This window comes from Streptomyces sp. NPDC057136 (assembly GCF_042670885.1).
Lineage (GTDB): Bacteria > Actinomycetota > Actinomycetes > Streptomycetales > Streptomycetaceae > Streptomyces.
Map to the genome: position 1 here is coordinate 80653 of NZ_JBHUUV010000020.1, position 16414 is coordinate 97066.

At 70.4% G+C, this 16414-nt stretch carries 14 protein-coding genes; 8 read left to right on the forward strand and 6 right to left on the reverse strand.

Annotation, left to right across the window (positions count from 1 at the left end; translation table 11 throughout):
* Positions 1 to 187 precede the first annotated feature (187 nt).
* Entirely contained in the window at positions 188 to 541 is a 354-nt protein-coding gene (locus ACFT7S_RS23320) for a winged helix-turn-helix transcriptional regulator (RefSeq protein WP_382734906.1), read from the reverse strand.
* 97 nt (positions 542 to 638) lie between these two features.
* On the opposite strand from ACFT7S_RS23320, the gene ACFT7S_RS23325 reads away from it, so the two are divergent.
* The 4 genes from ACFT7S_RS23325 (at position 639) to ACFT7S_RS23340 (ending at position 4363) form a co-directional block, all read left to right on the forward strand.
* Positions 639 to 1520, forward strand: a complete 882-nt coding sequence (locus tag ACFT7S_RS23325; protein ID WP_382734908.1) for an NAD(P)-dependent oxidoreductase — start codon at positions 639 to 641, stop codon at positions 1518 to 1520.
* Between the two features lie 84 nt (positions 1521 to 1604).
* Positions 1605 to 2417 carry an arylamine N-acetyltransferase gene (locus ACFT7S_RS23330; RefSeq protein ID WP_382734910.1) on the forward strand — a complete coding sequence of 271 codons (813 nt, stop codon included), beginning with the start codon at positions 1605 to 1607 and terminating at the stop codon, positions 2415 to 2417.
* Between the two features lie 230 nt (positions 2418 to 2647).
* Entirely contained in the window at positions 2648 to 3859 is a 1212-nt protein-coding gene (locus ACFT7S_RS23335) for a pyridoxal phosphate-dependent aminotransferase (protein WP_382734912.1), read from the forward strand.
* 105 nt (positions 3860 to 3964) lie between these two features.
* Positions 3965 to 4363, forward strand: a complete 399-nt coding sequence (locus tag ACFT7S_RS23340) for a hypothetical protein (protein WP_382734914.1) — start codon at positions 3965 to 3967, stop codon at positions 4361 to 4363.
* 445 nt (positions 4364 to 4808) lie between these two features.
* Here ACFT7S_RS23340 and ACFT7S_RS23345 read toward each other — a convergent pair whose 3' ends face one another.
* Positions 4809 to 6635, reverse strand: a complete 1827-nt coding sequence (locus ACFT7S_RS23345; RefSeq protein ID WP_382734917.1) for a phosphoenolpyruvate carboxykinase (GTP) — start codon at positions 6633 to 6635, stop codon at positions 4809 to 4811.
* 209 nt (positions 6636 to 6844) lie between these two features.
* Between ACFT7S_RS23345 and ACFT7S_RS23350 the strand changes: the two genes are divergently transcribed.
* Positions 6845 to 7534 carry a hemolysin III family protein gene (locus ACFT7S_RS23350; protein ID WP_382734919.1) on the forward strand — a complete coding sequence of 230 codons (690 nt, stop codon included), beginning with the start codon at positions 6845 to 6847 and terminating at the stop codon, positions 7532 to 7534.
* Between the two features lie 51 nt (positions 7535 to 7585).
* Here the strand turns inward: ACFT7S_RS23350 and ACFT7S_RS23355 are convergent, their stop codons facing one another.
* The gene (locus ACFT7S_RS23355; protein WP_382734921.1) at positions 7586 to 9622 is read right to left on the reverse strand and encodes a thioredoxin domain-containing protein; all 2037 of its coding nucleotides are present in this window, start codon (positions 9620 to 9622) and stop codon (positions 7586 to 7588) included.
* Positions 9623 to 9667: 45 nt separating this feature from the next.
* Positions 9668 to 10186: an FBP domain-containing protein gene (locus ACFT7S_RS23360; protein WP_382734923.1), complete on the reverse strand. Its 519-nt coding sequence runs from the start codon at positions 10184 to 10186 to the stop codon at positions 9668 to 9670.
* 216 nt (positions 10187 to 10402) lie between these two features.
* Here ACFT7S_RS23360 and ACFT7S_RS23365 point away from each other — a divergent pair, with 216 nt between their 5' ends.
* Positions 10403 to 13624 carry a tetratricopeptide repeat protein gene (locus tag ACFT7S_RS23365; RefSeq protein WP_382734925.1) on the forward strand — a complete coding sequence of 1074 codons (3222 nt, stop codon included), beginning with the start codon at positions 10403 to 10405 and terminating at the stop codon, positions 13622 to 13624.
* A 462-nt stretch (positions 13625 to 14086) separates the two neighbouring features.
* Here the strand turns inward: ACFT7S_RS23365 and ACFT7S_RS23370 are convergent, their stop codons facing one another.
* Together ACFT7S_RS23370 and mca are read right to left on the reverse strand one after the other, a co-directional pair.
* On the reverse strand, positions 14087 to 14326 hold the full coding sequence (locus ACFT7S_RS23370) for a hypothetical protein (RefSeq protein WP_382734927.1): 240 nt from the start codon (positions 14324 to 14326) through the stop codon (positions 14087 to 14089).
* Between the two features lies 1 nt (position 14327).
* Positions 14328 to 15209 (reverse strand): mycothiol conjugate amidase Mca, encoded by an 882-nt coding sequence (gene mca, locus ACFT7S_RS23375; RefSeq protein ID WP_382734929.1) that lies wholly within the window; start codon positions 15207 to 15209, stop codon positions 14328 to 14330.
* Between the two features lie 97 nt (positions 15210 to 15306).
* Between mca and ACFT7S_RS23380 the strand changes: the two genes are divergently transcribed.
* Both ACFT7S_RS23380 and greA read left to right on the forward strand, forming a co-directional pair.
* Entirely contained in the window at positions 15307 to 15723 is a 417-nt protein-coding gene (locus ACFT7S_RS23380; protein WP_382734931.1) for a DUF4307 domain-containing protein, read from the forward strand.
* 143 nt (positions 15724 to 15866) lie between these two features.
* The gene (greA, locus tag ACFT7S_RS23385; RefSeq protein WP_382734933.1) at positions 15867 to 16364 is read left to right on the forward strand and encodes a transcription elongation factor GreA; all 498 of its coding nucleotides are present in this window, start codon (positions 15867 to 15869) and stop codon (positions 16362 to 16364) included.
* Positions 16365 to 16414 lie beyond the last annotated feature (50 nt).

Consider the following 16414-nt stretch of genomic DNA (forward strand, 5'->3'; position numbering starts at 1 on the left):
TGGGGGTCCCCTCAAGTGACCTCTGTGACCGGAGTTCCTCCGGTTTTTTGACATGCGCATGGTGGCGCATGTGCGAGGTCCCCACAAGGGACTGAATCAAGCCGCGGGCGGCGCACGCCGAATCCGTCCGGCTATCGGACGGCCGGGCACACCGGACCCGCTCGACGGCGTGCGGACTCGTCCGGGGTCAGCCGGACTGTGTGCGCGCAGCCGTCTCCTGAAGGATGTTCTCCCGCCCCCACACGCCGAGCGGCTCCAGCGCCTCGTTGAGCTTGATGCCCAGCGGGGTCAGTGAGTACTCGACGCGGGGCGGCACCTCGGCGTGCACCTCGCGGTGCACGATGCCGTCCACCTCCAGCTCCCGCAGATGCGACGTCAGTACCTTCTCGGTGATGCCAGGCACCTGCCTGCGCAACTCACCGAAGCGGTATGCCTGTTCGTTGAGCGCCCACAGGATCAGCCCCTTCCACTTGCCGCCGACCACATCCATCGCGGCGTCGATCCCACAGACGTACGCTCCCGGCCTTCGTACGGCCCCCATGGCTCAACCCTTCCCACCTGGTCACTCACCCTGGGGTAACCACCCACTTCCAAGTGGGTACTTGATCGTTCCAGGGCCCACGGGAAGCCTAGTCGGCATGACTGACAACACCCCGCAGAGGAACCCGCTCACCCTGCTCGGCCTCGGCGCCATGGGCACCGCACTCGCCCACACCTGGCTCACCGCCGGGCACCCCCTGACTGTCTGGAACCGCACCGCCGCCCGATCCGAACCTCTCGCAGCCCACGGCGCCCGGATCACCGCGACCGCCGCCGAAGCGGTCGCCGCGAGCGACCTCGTCGTGCTCTGTCTGCTCGACGACGCCTCGGTCGAGGAGGCGCTGCAAGGCGCCGACCTGAACGGCAAGGACCTGGTCAACCTCACCACCAGCACCCCCGGGCAGGCCCGCGCCCGCGCCGCGTGGGCTCAGGAGCGCGGTGCCCGGTTCCTGGACGGCGGCATCATGGCGATCCCGCCGATGATCGGCGTGCCGGAGTCGGGGGGCTATGTCTTCTACAGCGGCTCGCGTCCGCTGTTCGAGACGCACGAGCAGGTGCTGGCCGTGCCCACCGGCGCCAGGTACGTCGGCGAGGACGCCGGCTTCGCCGCGCTCCAGGACGTCGCCCTGCTGAGCGCGATGACGGGCATGTTCGCGGGGCTCTCGCACGCCTTCGCGCTGGTCCGCAAGGAGAACATCGATCTCAAGGAGTTCGCCCCGCTGCTCGTCGACTGGCTCACCGCCATGGCCCCGGCCACGCACACGACGGCCGAGCAGCTGACGAGCGACGACTACACCACGGGCGTCGCGTCGAACCTCGCCATGATGGTCGCGGGCAACACCACCCTGCTGCGCACGGCCGAGGAACAGGGAGTCAGCAGCGAACTGCTCCTGCCCTTCATGGACCTGATGGAGCGCCGTCTGAAGGACGGACACGGCGACGAGAGCACCACCGGACTGATCGAGCTGCTCAGCCGCTGATCACGAGGCCCTGGGTCCGAAGGACGAGCCGGATCGTTCTCCGGCCGGAGGCACTCCCCGCCCTCGGCTGCGTACCGTCGAGGTATGACACTCGACCTCGACGCCTATTTCGCCCGCATCGGCTGGACCGGGGAGCGCCGGCCCACCCTGGAAGTGCTGCGGTCCGTGCACCGGGCCCACATGCTCGGGATTCCGTTCGAGAACCTGGAGCCCGTCCTCGGTTCCGCACCCTCGCTCGCCCTGCAAGACCTGGAGGCGAAGCTCGTCCGCGGTGGCCGCGGCGGGTACTGCTACGAACACAACACCCTCTTCGCCGCCGCCCTGACCCAGCTGGGTTTCGGAGTGACGCTGCTCGCCGCGCGGGTGGTGCTGGGGGCCGCGCCCGGTGACATCCGGCCGCGTACGCACATGCTGATGGAGGTGGAGGTGGAAGACGAGCCCACCCCGTATCTCGCCGATGTCGGTTTCGGGTCCAGTGGTGCGCTGCTGGAGCCGCTCCCGCTGGTGACGGACGTCGAGCTGTACGACACCCCGCGCCACCACCGGCTCGTACACGCCCCGCACGTGGGACCGCTGGAGCTGTGGGAGCTGCAGACGGAGAAGAGCGGGGTCTGGGAGCCGCAGTACGAGTTCACCCGGGAGCCGTTCGAGGCGCCGGACTACGAGGTCATCAACTGGCACATCGCGACCAACCCGCGCTCCCCGTTCAGCCGGGCCGTGTACGCGCAGCGGACCACACCCCGGGCCCATCTGGCACTCTCGGGCCTCGACCTCGTCGAGACGGCCGCCGACGGCACGGTCAAGGAACGGCAACTGGCGGATTCCGCCGAGGTGCTGCGCGTACTGGCGGACGACTTCGCGATCCGGCTTCCGGAGGACACCCGCCTCCCCGAGTGAGAACCCCCGAGTGACGACCCCCGCGTGGCGCATCTCACCCGGGCCCGCCCGCGGGGCCCGTCATGCCCGCATTCCAAGCCGCGACGCCGCCCCGACCGGTCCTTCCGACGGTCCGGGGCGGCGGGCGGTCTGCCGATGGAAGACGGACCGCACCGGGAGGGCGCCCCAATGGGAGGAACGGGCGGGGAATCTCCGCGCACCCGGCGAAACACGGTCGTAAGCTCGCAGACATGCAGGTCATCCAGTCCACAAAGCTCTCCGGCGTCTGTTACGAAATCCGGGGTCCGGTGCTCGAGGAAGCGATGCGGCTGGAAGCAGCAGGTCACCGCATCCTCAAGCTCAACACCGGCAACCCCGCCGCGTTCGGATTCGAGTGCCCGCCCGAGATCCTCGAAGACATACTGCGCAACCTCTCCGGGGCGCACGGCTACGGCGATGCGAAGGGCCTGCTGTCCGCGCGGCGTGCGGTGATGCAGCACTACCAGACCAAGGCGATCGACCTCGATGTCGAGGACATCTACCTCGGCAACGGCGTCTCCGAGCTGATCCAGATGTCGATGCAGGCGCTGCTCGACGACGGCGACGAGGTGCTCGTACCGGCTCCGGACTATCCGCTGTGGACCGCTTCCGTCTCCCTGGCCGGCGGTACGGCCGTGCACTACAGGTGCGACGAGCAGGCCGACTGGATGCCCGACCTCGCCGACATCGAGCGGAAGATCACCGACCGCACCAAGGCCCTGGTGATCATCAACCCGAACAACCCGACCGGCGCGGTGTACGACGACGAGATGCTGCGCGGGCTGACGGAGATCGCGCGGCGCCACCAGCTGGTCATCTGCTCCGACGAGATCTACGACCGCATCCTGTACGACGGCGCGACGCACACGCCGACCGCCACGATCGCCCCCGATCTGATGGTCCTGACCTTCAACGGCCTGTCCAAGAACTACCGGGTCGCCGGTTTCCGCTCCGGCTGGCTGGCGGTCTGCGGCCCGAAGGCGCACGCCTCGTCGTACATCGAGGGGCTGACGATCCTCGCCAATATGCGGCTGTGCGCCAACATGCCCTCGCAGCACGCGGTGGCCACGGCGCTCGGCGGACGCCAGTCGATCAACGATCTGGTGCTGCCAGGCGGGCGCATCCTGGAGCAGCGTGACGTGGCGTACGACCTGCTGACGCAGATCCCCGGGGTGACATGCGTGAAGCCGAAGGGGGCGCTGTATCTCTTCCCCCGGCTGGACCCGAAGGTCTACAAGATCAAGGACGACCGGCAGATGGTGCTCGATCTGCTGCGGGCCGAGAAGATCATGGTGGTGCACGGTACGGGGTTCAACTGGCCCGAGCCCGATCACTTCCGGATCGTGACGCTGCCGCCGGCCAAGGATCTGGTGGCCGCCGTGACCCGGATCGGGAACTTCCTGGACGGCTACAGCCAGCCGTAGGGCCCGCCGGAGGAAGCCTCACGGAGCAAGCGTTACCGGATCCGGCACAACTTTAGACTGAATCCAAGCTAGGATGGGTGTACTGCAACGCCAGGAGGCCATCCCATGTACGAGCCGATCCGCACCAAATCGGTCCACACAACGGCCGACGCCGCCGATTTTCCGCACCGCACGCGGGAGGAAGAGCTGGACATCCAGCTCGCCGGGCACCTGGCCGCGCTGCTCGCCGTGACCGACGAGCTGGGCCTCGGCCCCGCCGGTGACCGTATCGCCGAGCAGGTGGCCCGGCTGCGTGGGGCGCCGCCCGCGCGGCATGCGGGCCTGACCGAAGCAGCTCCGGCCGCGCTCCACCGGCGCGCGCACGCGCTTGCGGGCCGTGCGCTGGTGGTGGCCGCGTCCCGCGCGGACACGGCGGCGGCGATTCTGGCGGCCGAGCGCATGGACGCGCATGCCGCGGCGGCCGATGCGGCCGCCACCCCCTCGCGCCTCGTCGGCGCCCACTGACGGCCCCGGTCCACGGGCCTTCGAGGCGCGCGGACCGGGTGCCACCAATTGATCGACCGGGGGTGGGGTACGGGGGTGACCGGGTTCGCCCGGTTGCCGCTTTGTCCTCAATCTCCCCCAAAGCCTCAAGGGCATGGGGGGACCCCCTCGACGGGCTTGATTTTGCTGCCTGTCCGTAGATCTCAGCAGGTCCCGGACGGGCTTGAATGTGCCGCCCGTCCGGGCATGCCTGGCATACCCCCGGAGCTGAATACCGGCGCACGCGCAAGTCGGCGGCAATGCTCGGGCATTCTCCGCGAAAGGGGTGGCCCCCGGAAGCGGTGAGGGCTTCCGGGGGCCGTGCCGCGGCGGGCCGTCGGCCCCACAGGTCAGGGCGGATGTCCGGATGGCCCGGCCGCGGGGTCGTGCACGGGGCGGCACCCGAAGGCGCCGCCCCGGTGGGGCATCAGCCGAGGCGCTGAACCAGCGCGCGGTACTCGTCCCACAGTTCCTTGGGAGCGTGGTCGCCGAAGGTGTTGAGGTGCTCGGGGACCAGTGCGGCCTCCTCGCGCCAGACCTCCTTGTCGACGTTGAGCAGGAAGTCCAGCTCCGACTCGGAGAGGTCCAGGCCCTTGGTGTCGAGGGCACCCTTGGCCGGCAGGATGCCGATCGGGGTCTCGACGCCCTCCGCCTGGCCGTTGAGGCGCTCGACGATCCACTTCAGGACGCGGCTGTTCTCACCGAAGCCGGGCCAAACGAACTTGCCCGCGTCGTTCTTGCGGAACCAGTTCACGTAGTAGATCTTCGGGAGCTTGGACTGGTCGGGCTTGTCCGCGCCGACCTTGATCCAGTGGGCCATGTAGTCGCCCATGTTGTAGCCGCAGAACGGCAGCATGGCGAACGGGTCGCGGCGCAGCTCGCCGACCTTGCCCTCGGCGGCGGCGGTCTTCTCGGAGGCGACATTGGCTCCGAGGAAGACACCGTGCTGCCAGTTGAAGGACTCGGTGACCAGCGGCACGGCCGAGGCGCGGCGGCCTCCGAAGAGGATCGCCGAGATCGGCACACCCTTCGGGTCCTCCCACTCGGGCGCGATGATCGGGCACTGCCCGGCCGGCACGGTGAAGCGGGAGTTGGGGTGGGCGGCGGGGACGCCGGACTCGGGGGTCCAGTCGTTGCCCTTCCAGTCCGTGAGGTGCGCGGGGGCCTCCTCGGTCATGCCCTCCCACCACACGTCGCCGTCGTCCGTCAGCGCGACGTTCGTGAAGACGGAGTTTCCGTACATCGTCTTCATGGCGTTGGAGTTGGTGTGCTCACCCGTGCCCGGCGCGACACCGAAGAAGCCGGCCTCCGGGTTGATCGCGTACAGCTGGCCGTCCTCGCCGAACCGCATCCAGGCGATGTCGTCACCGATGGTCTCGACGGTCCAGCCGTCGATCGTCGGCTCCAGCATGGCGAGGTTCGTCTTGCCACAGGCCGAGGGGAAGGCGGCCGTGACGTACTTCGGCTCGCCCTGCGGCGGCGTCAGCTTCAGGATCAGCATGTGCTCGGCGAGCCAGCCCTCGTCACGCGCCATGACGGAGGCGATGCGCAGCGCGTAGCACTTCTTGCCGAGCAGGGCGTTGCCGCCGTAGCCGGAGCCGTAGGACCAGATCTCGCGGTCCTCGGGGAAGTGCGAGATGTACTTGGTGGTGTTGCACGGCCACGGGACGTCGGCCTCGCCCTCGGCGAGCGGCGCACCGAGCGTGTGGACGGCCTTGACGAAGAAACCGTCGTCACCGAGCTCGTTCAGGACGGCCTGTCCCATGCGGGTCATGGTGCGCATGGAGACGGCGACGTACGCGGAGTCGGTGATCTCGACACCGATCGCGGAGAGCGGGGAGCCGACGGGGCCCATGCAGAACGGGACGACGTACATCGTGCGGCCGCGCATCGAGCCGCGGAAGACGCCGTTCTCACCGGTGAAGACGGCCCGCATCTCGGCGGGGGCCTTCCAGTGGTTGGTCGGGCCCGCGTCCTCCTCCTTCTCGGAGCAGATGTACGTGCGGTCCTCGACACGGGCGACATCGCTCGGGTCGGACGCGGCGTAGTACGAGTTCGGACGCTTGGCCTCGTTCAGCTTGGTGAAGGTTCCCCTGGCCACGAGCTCGTCGCACAGGCGCTCGTACTCCGCCTCGGAACCGTCGCACCAGACCACCTGGTCCGGCTCGGTGATCGCTGCGATCTCGTCGACCCAGGAAATGAGCTCCTGGTGGTTGGTGGGAACAGTGAGGGGAGCCGCGATGTCGCGCGCCACGATCGCTCCTTGTCGAGGGTGTCTGCTGGAAGGCCCCGTGGGGGCTGCGACCCGGATGCTTCGAACCCTTCAAATTCCCATGGCGCTCATCCGGTGCCGACCGCACTCATTTGATCATCCGACTCTTGCGCCCATATGTCCAGGGGGCCGCACACGTGAGCATCGCCACTCCTGCCTGTTACCTACGGGAGCGTAGGTAACATGCCGTTATGACTGCCGCCGACGCCGCCGACGTGCCCGTGATCGCCGAGCCCGACTCCTTGCAGGTCAAACCACGGCTCCGTGGCTGGCTGCACGCAGGTATGTTCCCGGCGGTCCTGATCGCCGGAATCGTCCTGATCGCACTGACCGACAGCACCCGGGCCCGGGTCGCCTGCGCCGTCTTCGTGCTGAGCGCCTGCCTGCTGTTCGGCATCAGCGCGATCTACCACCGCGGCACCTGGGGACCGCGCGGCGAAGCCGTACTCCGCCGGCTCGACCACGCCAATATCTTTCTGATCATCGCGGGCACCTATACCCCGCTGACCCTGCTCCTCCTCCCCGATTCCACCGGGAGGCCCCTTCTGTGGGCGGTATGGGTGGCAGCGGTCGCGGGAATCGCCTTCCGGGTGTTCTGGGTGGGCGCCCCCCGCTGGCTCTACACCCCGTGCTACATCGCGATGGGCTGGGCCGCGGTCTTCTTCCTCCCGGACTTCATGCGCACCGGCGGCATCGCCGTCCTCGTGCTCGTCATCGTCGGAGGGGTGCTCTACAGCGCGGGCGGCGTCATCTACGGGATCAAGCGCCCCAACCCGTCACCGCGCTGGTTCGGCTTCCACGAGGTCTTCCACTCCCTGACCCTCGCGGCCTTCGTCGCGCACTACGTCGGCATCTCCCTGGTGGCCTACCAGCACGGGTGATCACACCCGTCCCGTACGGACCCGGCCGCCGGGCCCGTACGGAGACCGGAGTCAGCCGCCGAGCGTGCGCGCCAGCTCCTGCGCGTCCGTGGTCGGCGCGTCACAGACGAAGTGCCGGCAGACGTACGCGGTCGGCGCGCCGCCCACCATCGGCCGGTCCACGAGCAGCGGGAACTCCGTACCGGCCGCCTCTCCCTCGCCCGCCGCGACCACCGCGCCCGGCGCCCGGCCCAGCAGCGCGGTCAGGTGCAGTTCTCCGCCGACCGGCCCGGCGACCGCGATCTCGCGCGGCCCGTCCAGCAGTGCTTCGGCGACCGCGAGACCCCAGCCGATGAAGCGGGGTGCACGCGGCCCGAGCGCCTTCACGACACCGAGCGCGCCTTCGGCGGCGGTGCGGTGCGCCTCCGATCCGGTGTGGGCCGCGTACGAGAGCAGGGCGCCCGCCGCCGCCGTCCAGCCGGCCGGGGTGGCGCTGTCCGTGGGGTCCTGCGGCCTGCGGATCAGCTGCTCCGCGTCGTCGGCCGTGTCGTACAGCTGACCGCCCTCACCGGTGAAGCGCTCCAGCACGATGTCGAGCAGGAAGCCCGCGAACTCCAGCCAGACGCCCTCGCCGGTGACCGAGGCCAGCGCGAGGAAGCCCTCCGCCACATCGCCGTAGTCCTCCAGCACCCCGGCGTGCCCGCCCACGCGCCCGTCCCTGGACGTGCGTGACAGCCGGGCCACCTCGCCCATGTGGACACGGACGAGCAGATCCGCCGCCTCCGTGGCCCGCTCGATCAGATCGGGCCGCTCGAAGTACGCCCCCGTCTCGGCGAGCGCGGCGATCACCAGGCCGTTCCACGCGGCGACGATCTTGTCGTCGCGCCCCGGCCGCACCCTCTGCCCGCGTGCCGCCAGCAGACGCGCCCGCACACCGGCGACCCGCGCCGGGTCCGCCTCCTGGGCCGTCCGCGGAAGCTGGAGGACGGAGGACCCTTCCTCGAAGGTTCCCTCCTCGGTGACCCCGAAGTACTCCGCGGCGAACGCGCCGTCCTCCTCCCCCAGGACCTCGCGCAGCTGCCCGGCCGTCCACACGTAGCAGGCGCCCTCGACGTGGCTGCCGTCCTCGGCCTCGCTGTCGGCGTCCAGCGCCGAGGCGTAGCCGCCCTCCGTCGTACGCAGTTCGCGCACCATGAAGTCGGCGGTCTCCAGCGCGATCCTGCGGGCCTGCTCGGAGCCGGTGGCCCGCCACACGTGGGCGTACACGCGGCAGAGCAGCGCGTTGTCGTACAGCATCTTCTCGAAGTGCGGTACGAGGGCTCCGCCGGGCCGCTGGCGGAGCACGTAGCGGTGGAAGCCGCCGCCCAGCTGGTCGAAGAGGCTGGAGCGCGCCATGGCGTCGCAGATGCCCTCGGCCATCTCCAGCGCCCCGTCGGACCCGGTCCGTGTGTGGTGCCGCAGCAGGAACTCGATCAGCATGCTCGGCGGGAACTTGGTGTCGCCGCCACCGAGCCACCCGCTCTCCGTGTCGTACTCCCGGCTGATCCCGAGCAGCGCCTGCGCGAGCTCCGCCTCGCCGGGGAGCCCGTCGCCCGCGCCGGAGACCAGCTCGCGTGCCGCCAGATCACGGGTGATCTTCTCCGCGACCTCCCCGACCTCCTCGCGCCGGCTCGTCCACGCGGTGTGGACGCCCTCCAGCACCTGGTGGAAGGAGGGCAGGCCGTGCCGGGGCGCGGGCGGGAAGTACGTACCGAAGTAGAAGGGCTCGCCGTCCGGCGTCATGAAGACGGACATGGGCCAGCCGCCCTGCCCGGTCGCCGCCTGCACCGCTTCCATGTAGACGGCGTCCACGTCGGGGCGTTCCTCGCGGTCCACCTTCACCGAGACGAAGTGCTCGTTCATATAGGCCGCGGTGGTCTCGTCCTCGAAGCTTTCGTGAGCGAGCACATGGCACCAGTGGCACGAGCTGTATCCGACGCTCAGGAACACCGGCACGTTGCGCCGGCGGGCTTCCTCGAAGGCGGCGGGCTCCCACTGCCACCAGTCGACGGGGTTGTCCGCGTGCTGAAGGAGGTACGGGGACGTGGCGTGCGCGAGTCGGTTCGGCATGCCCCAATCCTTGCGTACGCGACGGAGCCCCGCCCACACGCCACGTCAGAGCGCCGAACCGTGCCCCTCGGTCACCTTGGCGGCGAAGGCGTCCAGGTTTCCCGCCATGCGTGCGACGCGCTCCTCCACGGTGAGCGACTCCTCGTACCGCCCGGTCCGCAGCTTCGGCTGCCGCTTGCCCCGCACATACAGCGGGCAGGCGAGGTCCGCGCAGATGTAGATGCCGACCGTGTTGCCCTCGCGGCCCTTCGCGCCCGCCAAGGGGGCGGCGAGCAGGGACACTCCGGAGGAGGCGTGTCCCGTCAGGCAGATCTGGCAGAGGCTGGACTTCACCGCGCTGGTACGCCGCACGGAGGGGACGCGCAGGGAGAATCCCAGCGGTCCGTTCGCGCGCGGCATCACGATGTGAGCCCTCAGCGGGGCGCCGGGATCGACCCAGCCGAGGAAGTCCAGGTCCTCCCAGGGCAGTTCACCGAAGTCGAGGGGCAGCTTGAGCCGCGCCGCCTCACCCTTGGTGCAATTCACGAAGGATGACCTGATGTCTCTTTCACTGAGCGGTTCCACGGGCGTCGACGTTACGTGGCGAGTGAACGCATCGCATCCCGATTTCTGCCACCCCGGGAGCACCGGTTGGCATGCCGGCGGAGAATCGGGGAAGCAGTCTGCGCAAACCGCTCGCCCGCGCACACTGCTCCGGCCTCGCGCCCGCGCGGGGAACGCAGGACACTTGGCGCCGATGACAGCTGGTGCAGGTGTATTCGGGGTGACCAAGGGGGACGCATGCGGGACAGCCATCGGGCCGAAGCCGAAAGGCTGTTGGTACGCGCTGTGGAGGAAGAGGCGCGACGGACCGGCGGACGGAGCGATTCCGGCGCGCTGATGGCGCGGGCGCGGGGCGCGCTCGACAGCATGGCGGCCGGCGCGGGCGAGGAGTACGCCGCGTACGTGCAGGCGCTCGACGCGGCAGAGGCGGGACAGCAGCCGCTGGCTCAGCGGTTCAGCAAGGCGACCCTGGGAACGCCCCTGCTGGTCACGGGTGTTGCCTCGGCGGCCGCGTTCGGCGCGGACCTCGCGCTCGGCACGGCCACCGGTCTGGCCGTCGGCGCGGGCGCAGTCGTCGCCGTCGCGGGCGCCGCGGCCACCGTCGCCAAGGTGACCGCCTCCCACTGGCCCGCCGCCCACCGCAGGGCGGGCGCCCTGAACCAGCCGGGCGGGCCCGAACAGCTGCGGCTCCAGTGGCTGGCGGCGCTGGAGGTACGGGGCATCCGCCCGTTCCTCGACCAGCAGCGGATGCTCAGCGCCTCCGCCCGCCCCGCGAAGAAGGCCGCCGCCTCCGTCGTACCGCAGCTGCGCGGCACGGACCGCAGCGCGGCGGCCCGCACCCGGTCGCTCCTCCAGCAGTCCTTCGCTCAACTGCCCGCCGACGACGGCCCGTTCGCGGGCCGCCGTACCGAGCTGGCGCAGATAGCCCAGTGGGTGCGTACAGCGCGCGCGGCCACGGAGACCCGGCCGACGGTCGTCGTGCTGCACGGTGCACCCGGTACCGGACGGACCGCGCTGGCCGTACGGGCGGCGCACGCCCTCAAGGACCAGTTCCGGGGCGCGTGCGTGGTCGATCTGCGCGGCGACGTGGTCGGGGAGAAGCCCCTGCCGACCCGCGATGCCCTGCTGCACCTGCTGAACCGGCTGGGCGCTCCCCGCGAGCAGTTGCTCTTCCGGGAGAGGGCCTCCGCCGAGCAGCAGGTACGGCGGCTGAGCGAGCTCTACCACCAGCACCTCACCGGTACGCCCGTCACGATCGTCCTCGACGACGCCACCGACGCCGCCCAGGTCCGCACGCTCCTGCCGGAGCGTTCCGACAGCCTGGTGCTCGTCACCGCCCGCGAACCGCTCGACCTGCCCGACTCCGTCCCGGCCTGGGTGCACCAGCTGCCCGTGGGCGGCCTGGACGCGGCGGGCGCCGAGGAGCTGCTGCGCGAGGTGGCCGACGAGGAGGAGGGCGGACCGTACGACTACCCGTCCACGGACACCGTCGTCGAGCTGTGCGGCGGCCTGCCGCTGGCCCTGCGCATAGCGGGCTCCGCGCTCGGCGCCCGTACCCGCAGCGCCCTCGCCGCCGACCTCGGCGCCTACGGCCCGGTCGCACCGGCCGAGCGCGCCCTGTGGCTGCGCTACACCGACCAGTCCGAACAGGCCAGGCGGCTGCTGCGGCGGCTCGCCCTGGCCGGCCGGGCGAGCCTGGGCGCGGCGGCCGCCGCCGCCCTGCTGGCCGCCGACGAACAAGAGGCCGAGCGTCTGCTGACGGCACTGGCCGGGGCCGGTCTCCTCTCCCACGTACGCGGCTCGCGCTACCGGCTGCACGATCTCGTACGGGGCTTCGCCCTGGCCCGCCTCCTCGACGAGGAGGAGCCGGCCGAGCGCACCGCCGCCCAGGAGCGGCTGATCCAGAGCTACGCGGAGCTCGCGGACGCGGTGATCCGCATGGTCGACGGCAAGATGTCCACCCGTGCCGGACAGTTCGGCGCCCATGGATTCAGCTCGCTGGACGCCGCACTGCGCTGGCTGGACGACGAATCGAGCTTCATCACCTCGGCGCTGCGGCACGCGGAGGACGTCGACCAGGGCGCCGTCCTCCATCTCCTCGGCGCGCTGTGCGACTACTGCCTGCTGCGCGGTGACCTCTACCGGCTCGGCGAGATCAGCGAACTGACGCAGGCCGTCGACAAGGGGCTCCTGGAACGGTCCGTCCAGTGGCGTACGGGCATCGCTGCCCGGCAGCTCGGCGAGCTCGACAAGGCCCGCACCACGCTGTCCTCCGTCGTCGGCCTGTACCGCGAGGCGCAGAACGACGCGGGCGCGGCGCTGGCCCTCTGCTCGCTCGGTATCACCCTGCACCACCAGGGCAATCTCGCGGAGGCGTCGGCACGGCTGCGCGAGGCGCTCGCCCTCCAGGCCTCCGACGAGCAGGCCGAGGACCGCGCCTGGTCGCTGCACGCCCTGGCCGCCGTCGAGCGCGACCGGGCCAATCTGGCGGAGGCCCTCACCCTGCTCGACACGGCGCTGAGGCTGCACCGGGAGGGCGAGTCCCTGCACGGCGAGGCGTGGTCGCACTTCCAGCTCGGCCAGGTCTGCCTGCGCATGGGCGAGGTGGCGCGGGCGGAGGACGAGCTGCGGACCGCGCTCGACCTGTACGGGCGCACCCGGGACGAGCGCGGTGAGGCCTGGGCCCTGACCCAGCTGGCCCGGGCCCGGCTACTCGACGGCGACCCGGCGCCCGCGGTGGAGCAGCTGCGCCTGGCCCTGTCCCGGCACCGGGACAACGAGGACGCACGGGGCGAGGCGTGGACGCGGTACTACCTTGGCCAGGCCCTGGAGGAGACCGACGACACCGACGAGGCGGTACGTGAGCTGGAGCGGGCGCGCACGATGTTCTCCCGGATGCGCGATGTGTACGGGCTGGCGTGCGCCCGGCACCACTCGGGGCGGGTGACCCGCGACCAGCAGGCGGCGCGGACGGGGAACCTGCGCAACTCGGGCTTCGCCCGTCAGCTCCTGGTCGACGCGCGGGCCGACTTCCGGCGCATCGGCGTCGCCCACGGGGAGGGCTGGACGTGTCTGGAGCTGGCGTTGATCGACGCGGGCAACAACCGGGCCGGGCAGGCGCTGGCCCTGTGCGACGAGGCGGTCGCGCTGTTCGCCTCGTACGGGGACGACCGCGGCGGCGACTGGGCGCGCTTCCTGCGGTGCACGCTGCTGCCGTACGCGTCGCCGGGGGGCAGCGAGGTGGGGACGGCGGTGGCCCAGCAGGAACTGGTGGAGCTGCTGACCGCGGGGCATGCGAGCCGGGACCCGAAGCTGGAGGACTGCGCGGAGTCGTTCGCCGTGATCCTGAACCGGGGGGTGGACCTGGAGGACGGCTGGCAGGCGTGGCGCCTGGGCCTGACGCCGGCCCGGCATGCGCGGGAGGTCATGGGGGTTTCGCTGGGCCCGGATCGCGTGTGAGGGTTCCGTCCTCAAGCTCCCCCAAAGCCTTAAGGGCATGGGGGGGACCCGTGTTGTGGTGCCCCGGTCCCGTGTTGCCCGTCCGGGGTTGGTCCGCGGCCCCTCCGGAGTGTCTCCTCGGGCAACGAACGCTCGGCGGGACCGGATACGAACCCGGGTATCCGTTCGTCACCCTGCGGGGACCCTCCTGCACGGCCCCGGACCGGCCGGAGCGTCAGCGCGGGCCGTGCCGCCTGGGGAATCCCGGGGCCGCCGGGTACGTGTCAGCCGGCCGTGCCGCCTGTCTGCGTCCCGTGCCACCGGGTCGCAGGTGACCGCGAGACGTGGGTGGGGCCGTGCAGGAGGGTCCCCGCAGGGGCGGGCGTAGGACCCGGGTCGCTCTACGGACCCGGGTGCCACGCCCGTCCCGAGGAGACACTCCGGAGGGGCCCCACCCAACCACCCACCGGTCAGGTGGTGCGCCTACTTGCCGCCGGCTCCGGCGCCGGCGGAGCCCGAAACCGTCGCCGGTTCCACGTCCGGGTCCGGCGCCTCCTCGAAGTCGACCTTGCCCATGTGGCGGTTCATCGACTTCATCAGCAGCCACACGCCCACGGCGAGTGCCGCGAACACGATGAAGCCGAGGACGCCGGGAGTCACCTTGTTGTCGTCGACCTCCTTGGCGAGAGGGACGAGGTGGGTCAGTGCCTGGGTCGCGTACATATCAGGCATTGTCGCGGATGCCCGCGAAGAGGTCGCTCTCGGGGAGGGAGGTATCGACCAGAGACTTCGCCAGCTCGTACTCCTCGGTCGGCCAGACCTCGCGCTGGACGTCCATCGGAACCCGGAACCAGCCGCCGTCCGGGTCGATCTGCGTCGCGTGCGCGACCAGCGCCTTGTCGCGGATCTCGAAGAACTCGTCGCACGGAACGAACGTGGTCAGCGTCCGCTCCTCGCGCACGAACTCCTTCCAGCGCTCCAGCCACTCCCCGTACGGGGACTCCAGCCCGCGGGCGAGCAGCGCCTCGTGGAGGGCGACCGTGCGCGGCCGGTTGAAGCCCTGGTTGTAGTAGAGCTTCTGCGGCGTCCACGCCGCGCCGAACTCCGCCTCCGGGAACCTCTCGGTGTCCGCGGCCCCGTCGAACGCGATCATCGAGATCGTGTGGGTCTTGATGTGGTCGGGGTGCGGGTACCCGCCGTTCTCGTCGTACGTGGTGACGACCTGCGGCCGGAACGCACGGATCTTCGCGACAAGACGCCCCGCCGCCGTCTCGTCGTCCTCCAGTGCGAAGCAGCCCTCGGGCAGCGGCGGCAGCGGGTCGCCCTCGGGCAGACCCGAGTCGACGAAGCCGAGCCACTCCTGCTCGACACCCAGGATCTCCCGGGCCTCGTCCATCTCCTTCTTGCGCACCTCGTGGATGTTCTCCTCGATGTACGCGTCCCCCTGGAGCTTCGGATTGAGGATGGAGCCGCGTTCGCCCCCGGTGCAGGTCACAACCAGCACGTCCACCCCCTCGGACACATACTTGGCCATGGTGGCGGCGCCCTTGCTCGACTCGTCGTCGGGGTGGGCGTGAACGGCCATCAGGCGCAGCTGCTCAGTCAAGACTCGATCCTCAGTGATTGGTCGCGATGTGCGGCTTCTATAGTGACCGAACCGGGGGGCGGAAAATTCCTCGATCCCCGGCACAGGAGGAACGATCATGACTGCGGTACGCGAGGCGGTGTCCGACGGGCGCTACGGCCGGTCAGAGGATCAGCGCGCCGACCGCAAGCTCAAGATCACCGGTGCCGTCCTGGGCGCCGCCCTGCTGGGCGTGATCGTCTGGATCGGCATCGACTACGTCGGTGGCCAGGGGATCAGCGCCGAGGTCATCAAGTCCAAGGTCGTCTCGGACGACCGGGTCGAGGCCCACCTCGAAATCCGTAAGGACCGGGACGCCGGCGGTTACTGCACCCTGCGCTCGCTGAGCGAGGACGGCAATGAGGTCGCCCGCAAGGACTTCCGCTTCGACCAGCCCTCCGACCGGATCGACGAGGTCGTCTCCCTGCGGACGACGGCCAGGGCGACCGCGGTCGAGCTGATGGGCTGCACCGCGGACGGCGGGGCGTCGCGCTGACCTGCCGGTCCGACGCGTATGCCGTTTACCTTCTCCCCCTTTTCCTGGGGAATTGTTAGGCTCGTGGTTTCGCCCACCCGTGGAGGCACATGCTTCTGGGTAGGGCGATGCTTTGTATTCCCAGTACCGACGAGGAGCACCCTGTGACCCAGACCAGCGATAACGTCACCTGGCTCACGCCGGCGGCGTACAACCAGCTCAAGGCCGAGCTGGACTACCTGTCTGGTCCCGCGCGCACGGAGATCGCCGTAAAGATCGCGGCGGCCCGTGAGGAGGGTGACCTCCGGGAGAACGGCGGGTACCACGCAGCCAAGGAGGAGCAGGGCAAGATGGAACTCCGGGTGCGCCAGCTGACGCAGCTCCTGGAGCACGCCAAGGTCGGCGAGGCCCCTGCCGACGACGGCGTCGTCGAGCCCGGCATGATCGTGACGATCGCCTTCGACGGTGACCCGGACGACACCCTGGAGTTCCTGCTCGCCTCGCGCGAGTACGCGAGCTCGGACCTTGAGACGTACTCCCCGCAGTCCCCGCTCGGCACGGGCGTCAACGGCAAGCGGATGGGCGAGGACGCCGAGTACGAGCTGCCGAACGGCAAGATTGCCAAGGTGAAGATTCTCGCGGCGAAGCCGTACGAGGGCTGAGCCGCAGCCCCGTTCCGAACAGCAGTGGGCCCCGGTCGTGCACGCGCACG

Coding starts and splice junctions, on each gene's coding strand:
- ACFT7S_RS23320 (WP_382734906.1), bottom strand. CDS start 541: ATGGGGGCCGTACGAAGGCCGGGAGCGTACGTCTGTGGGATCGACGCC.
- ACFT7S_RS23325 (WP_382734908.1), top strand. CDS start 639: ATGACTGACAACACCCCGCAGAGGAACCCGCTCACCCTGCTCGGCCTC.
- ACFT7S_RS23330 (WP_382734910.1), top strand. CDS start 1,605: ATGACACTCGACCTCGACGCCTATTTCGCCCGCATCGGCTGGACCGGG.
- ACFT7S_RS23335 (WP_382734912.1), top strand. CDS start 2,648: ATGCAGGTCATCCAGTCCACAAAGCTCTCCGGCGTCTGTTACGAAATC.
- ACFT7S_RS23340 (WP_382734914.1), top strand. CDS start 3,965: ATGTACGAGCCGATCCGCACCAAATCGGTCCACACAACGGCCGACGCC.
- ACFT7S_RS23350 (WP_382734919.1), top strand. CDS start 6,845: ATGACTGCCGCCGACGCCGCCGACGTGCCCGTGATCGCCGAGCCCGAC.
- ACFT7S_RS23355 (WP_382734921.1), bottom strand. CDS start 9,622: ATGCCGAACCGACTCGCGCACGCCACGTCCCCGTACCTCCTTCAGCAC.
- ACFT7S_RS23365 (WP_382734925.1), top strand. CDS start 10,403: ATGCGGGACAGCCATCGGGCCGAAGCCGAAAGGCTGTTGGTACGCGCT.
- ACFT7S_RS23370 (WP_382734927.1), bottom strand. CDS start 14,326: ATGTACGCGACCCAGGCACTGACCCACCTCGTCCCTCTCGCCAAGGAG.
- ACFT7S_RS23380 (WP_382734931.1), top strand. CDS start 15,307: ATGACTGCGGTACGCGAGGCGGTGTCCGACGGGCGCTACGGCCGGTCA.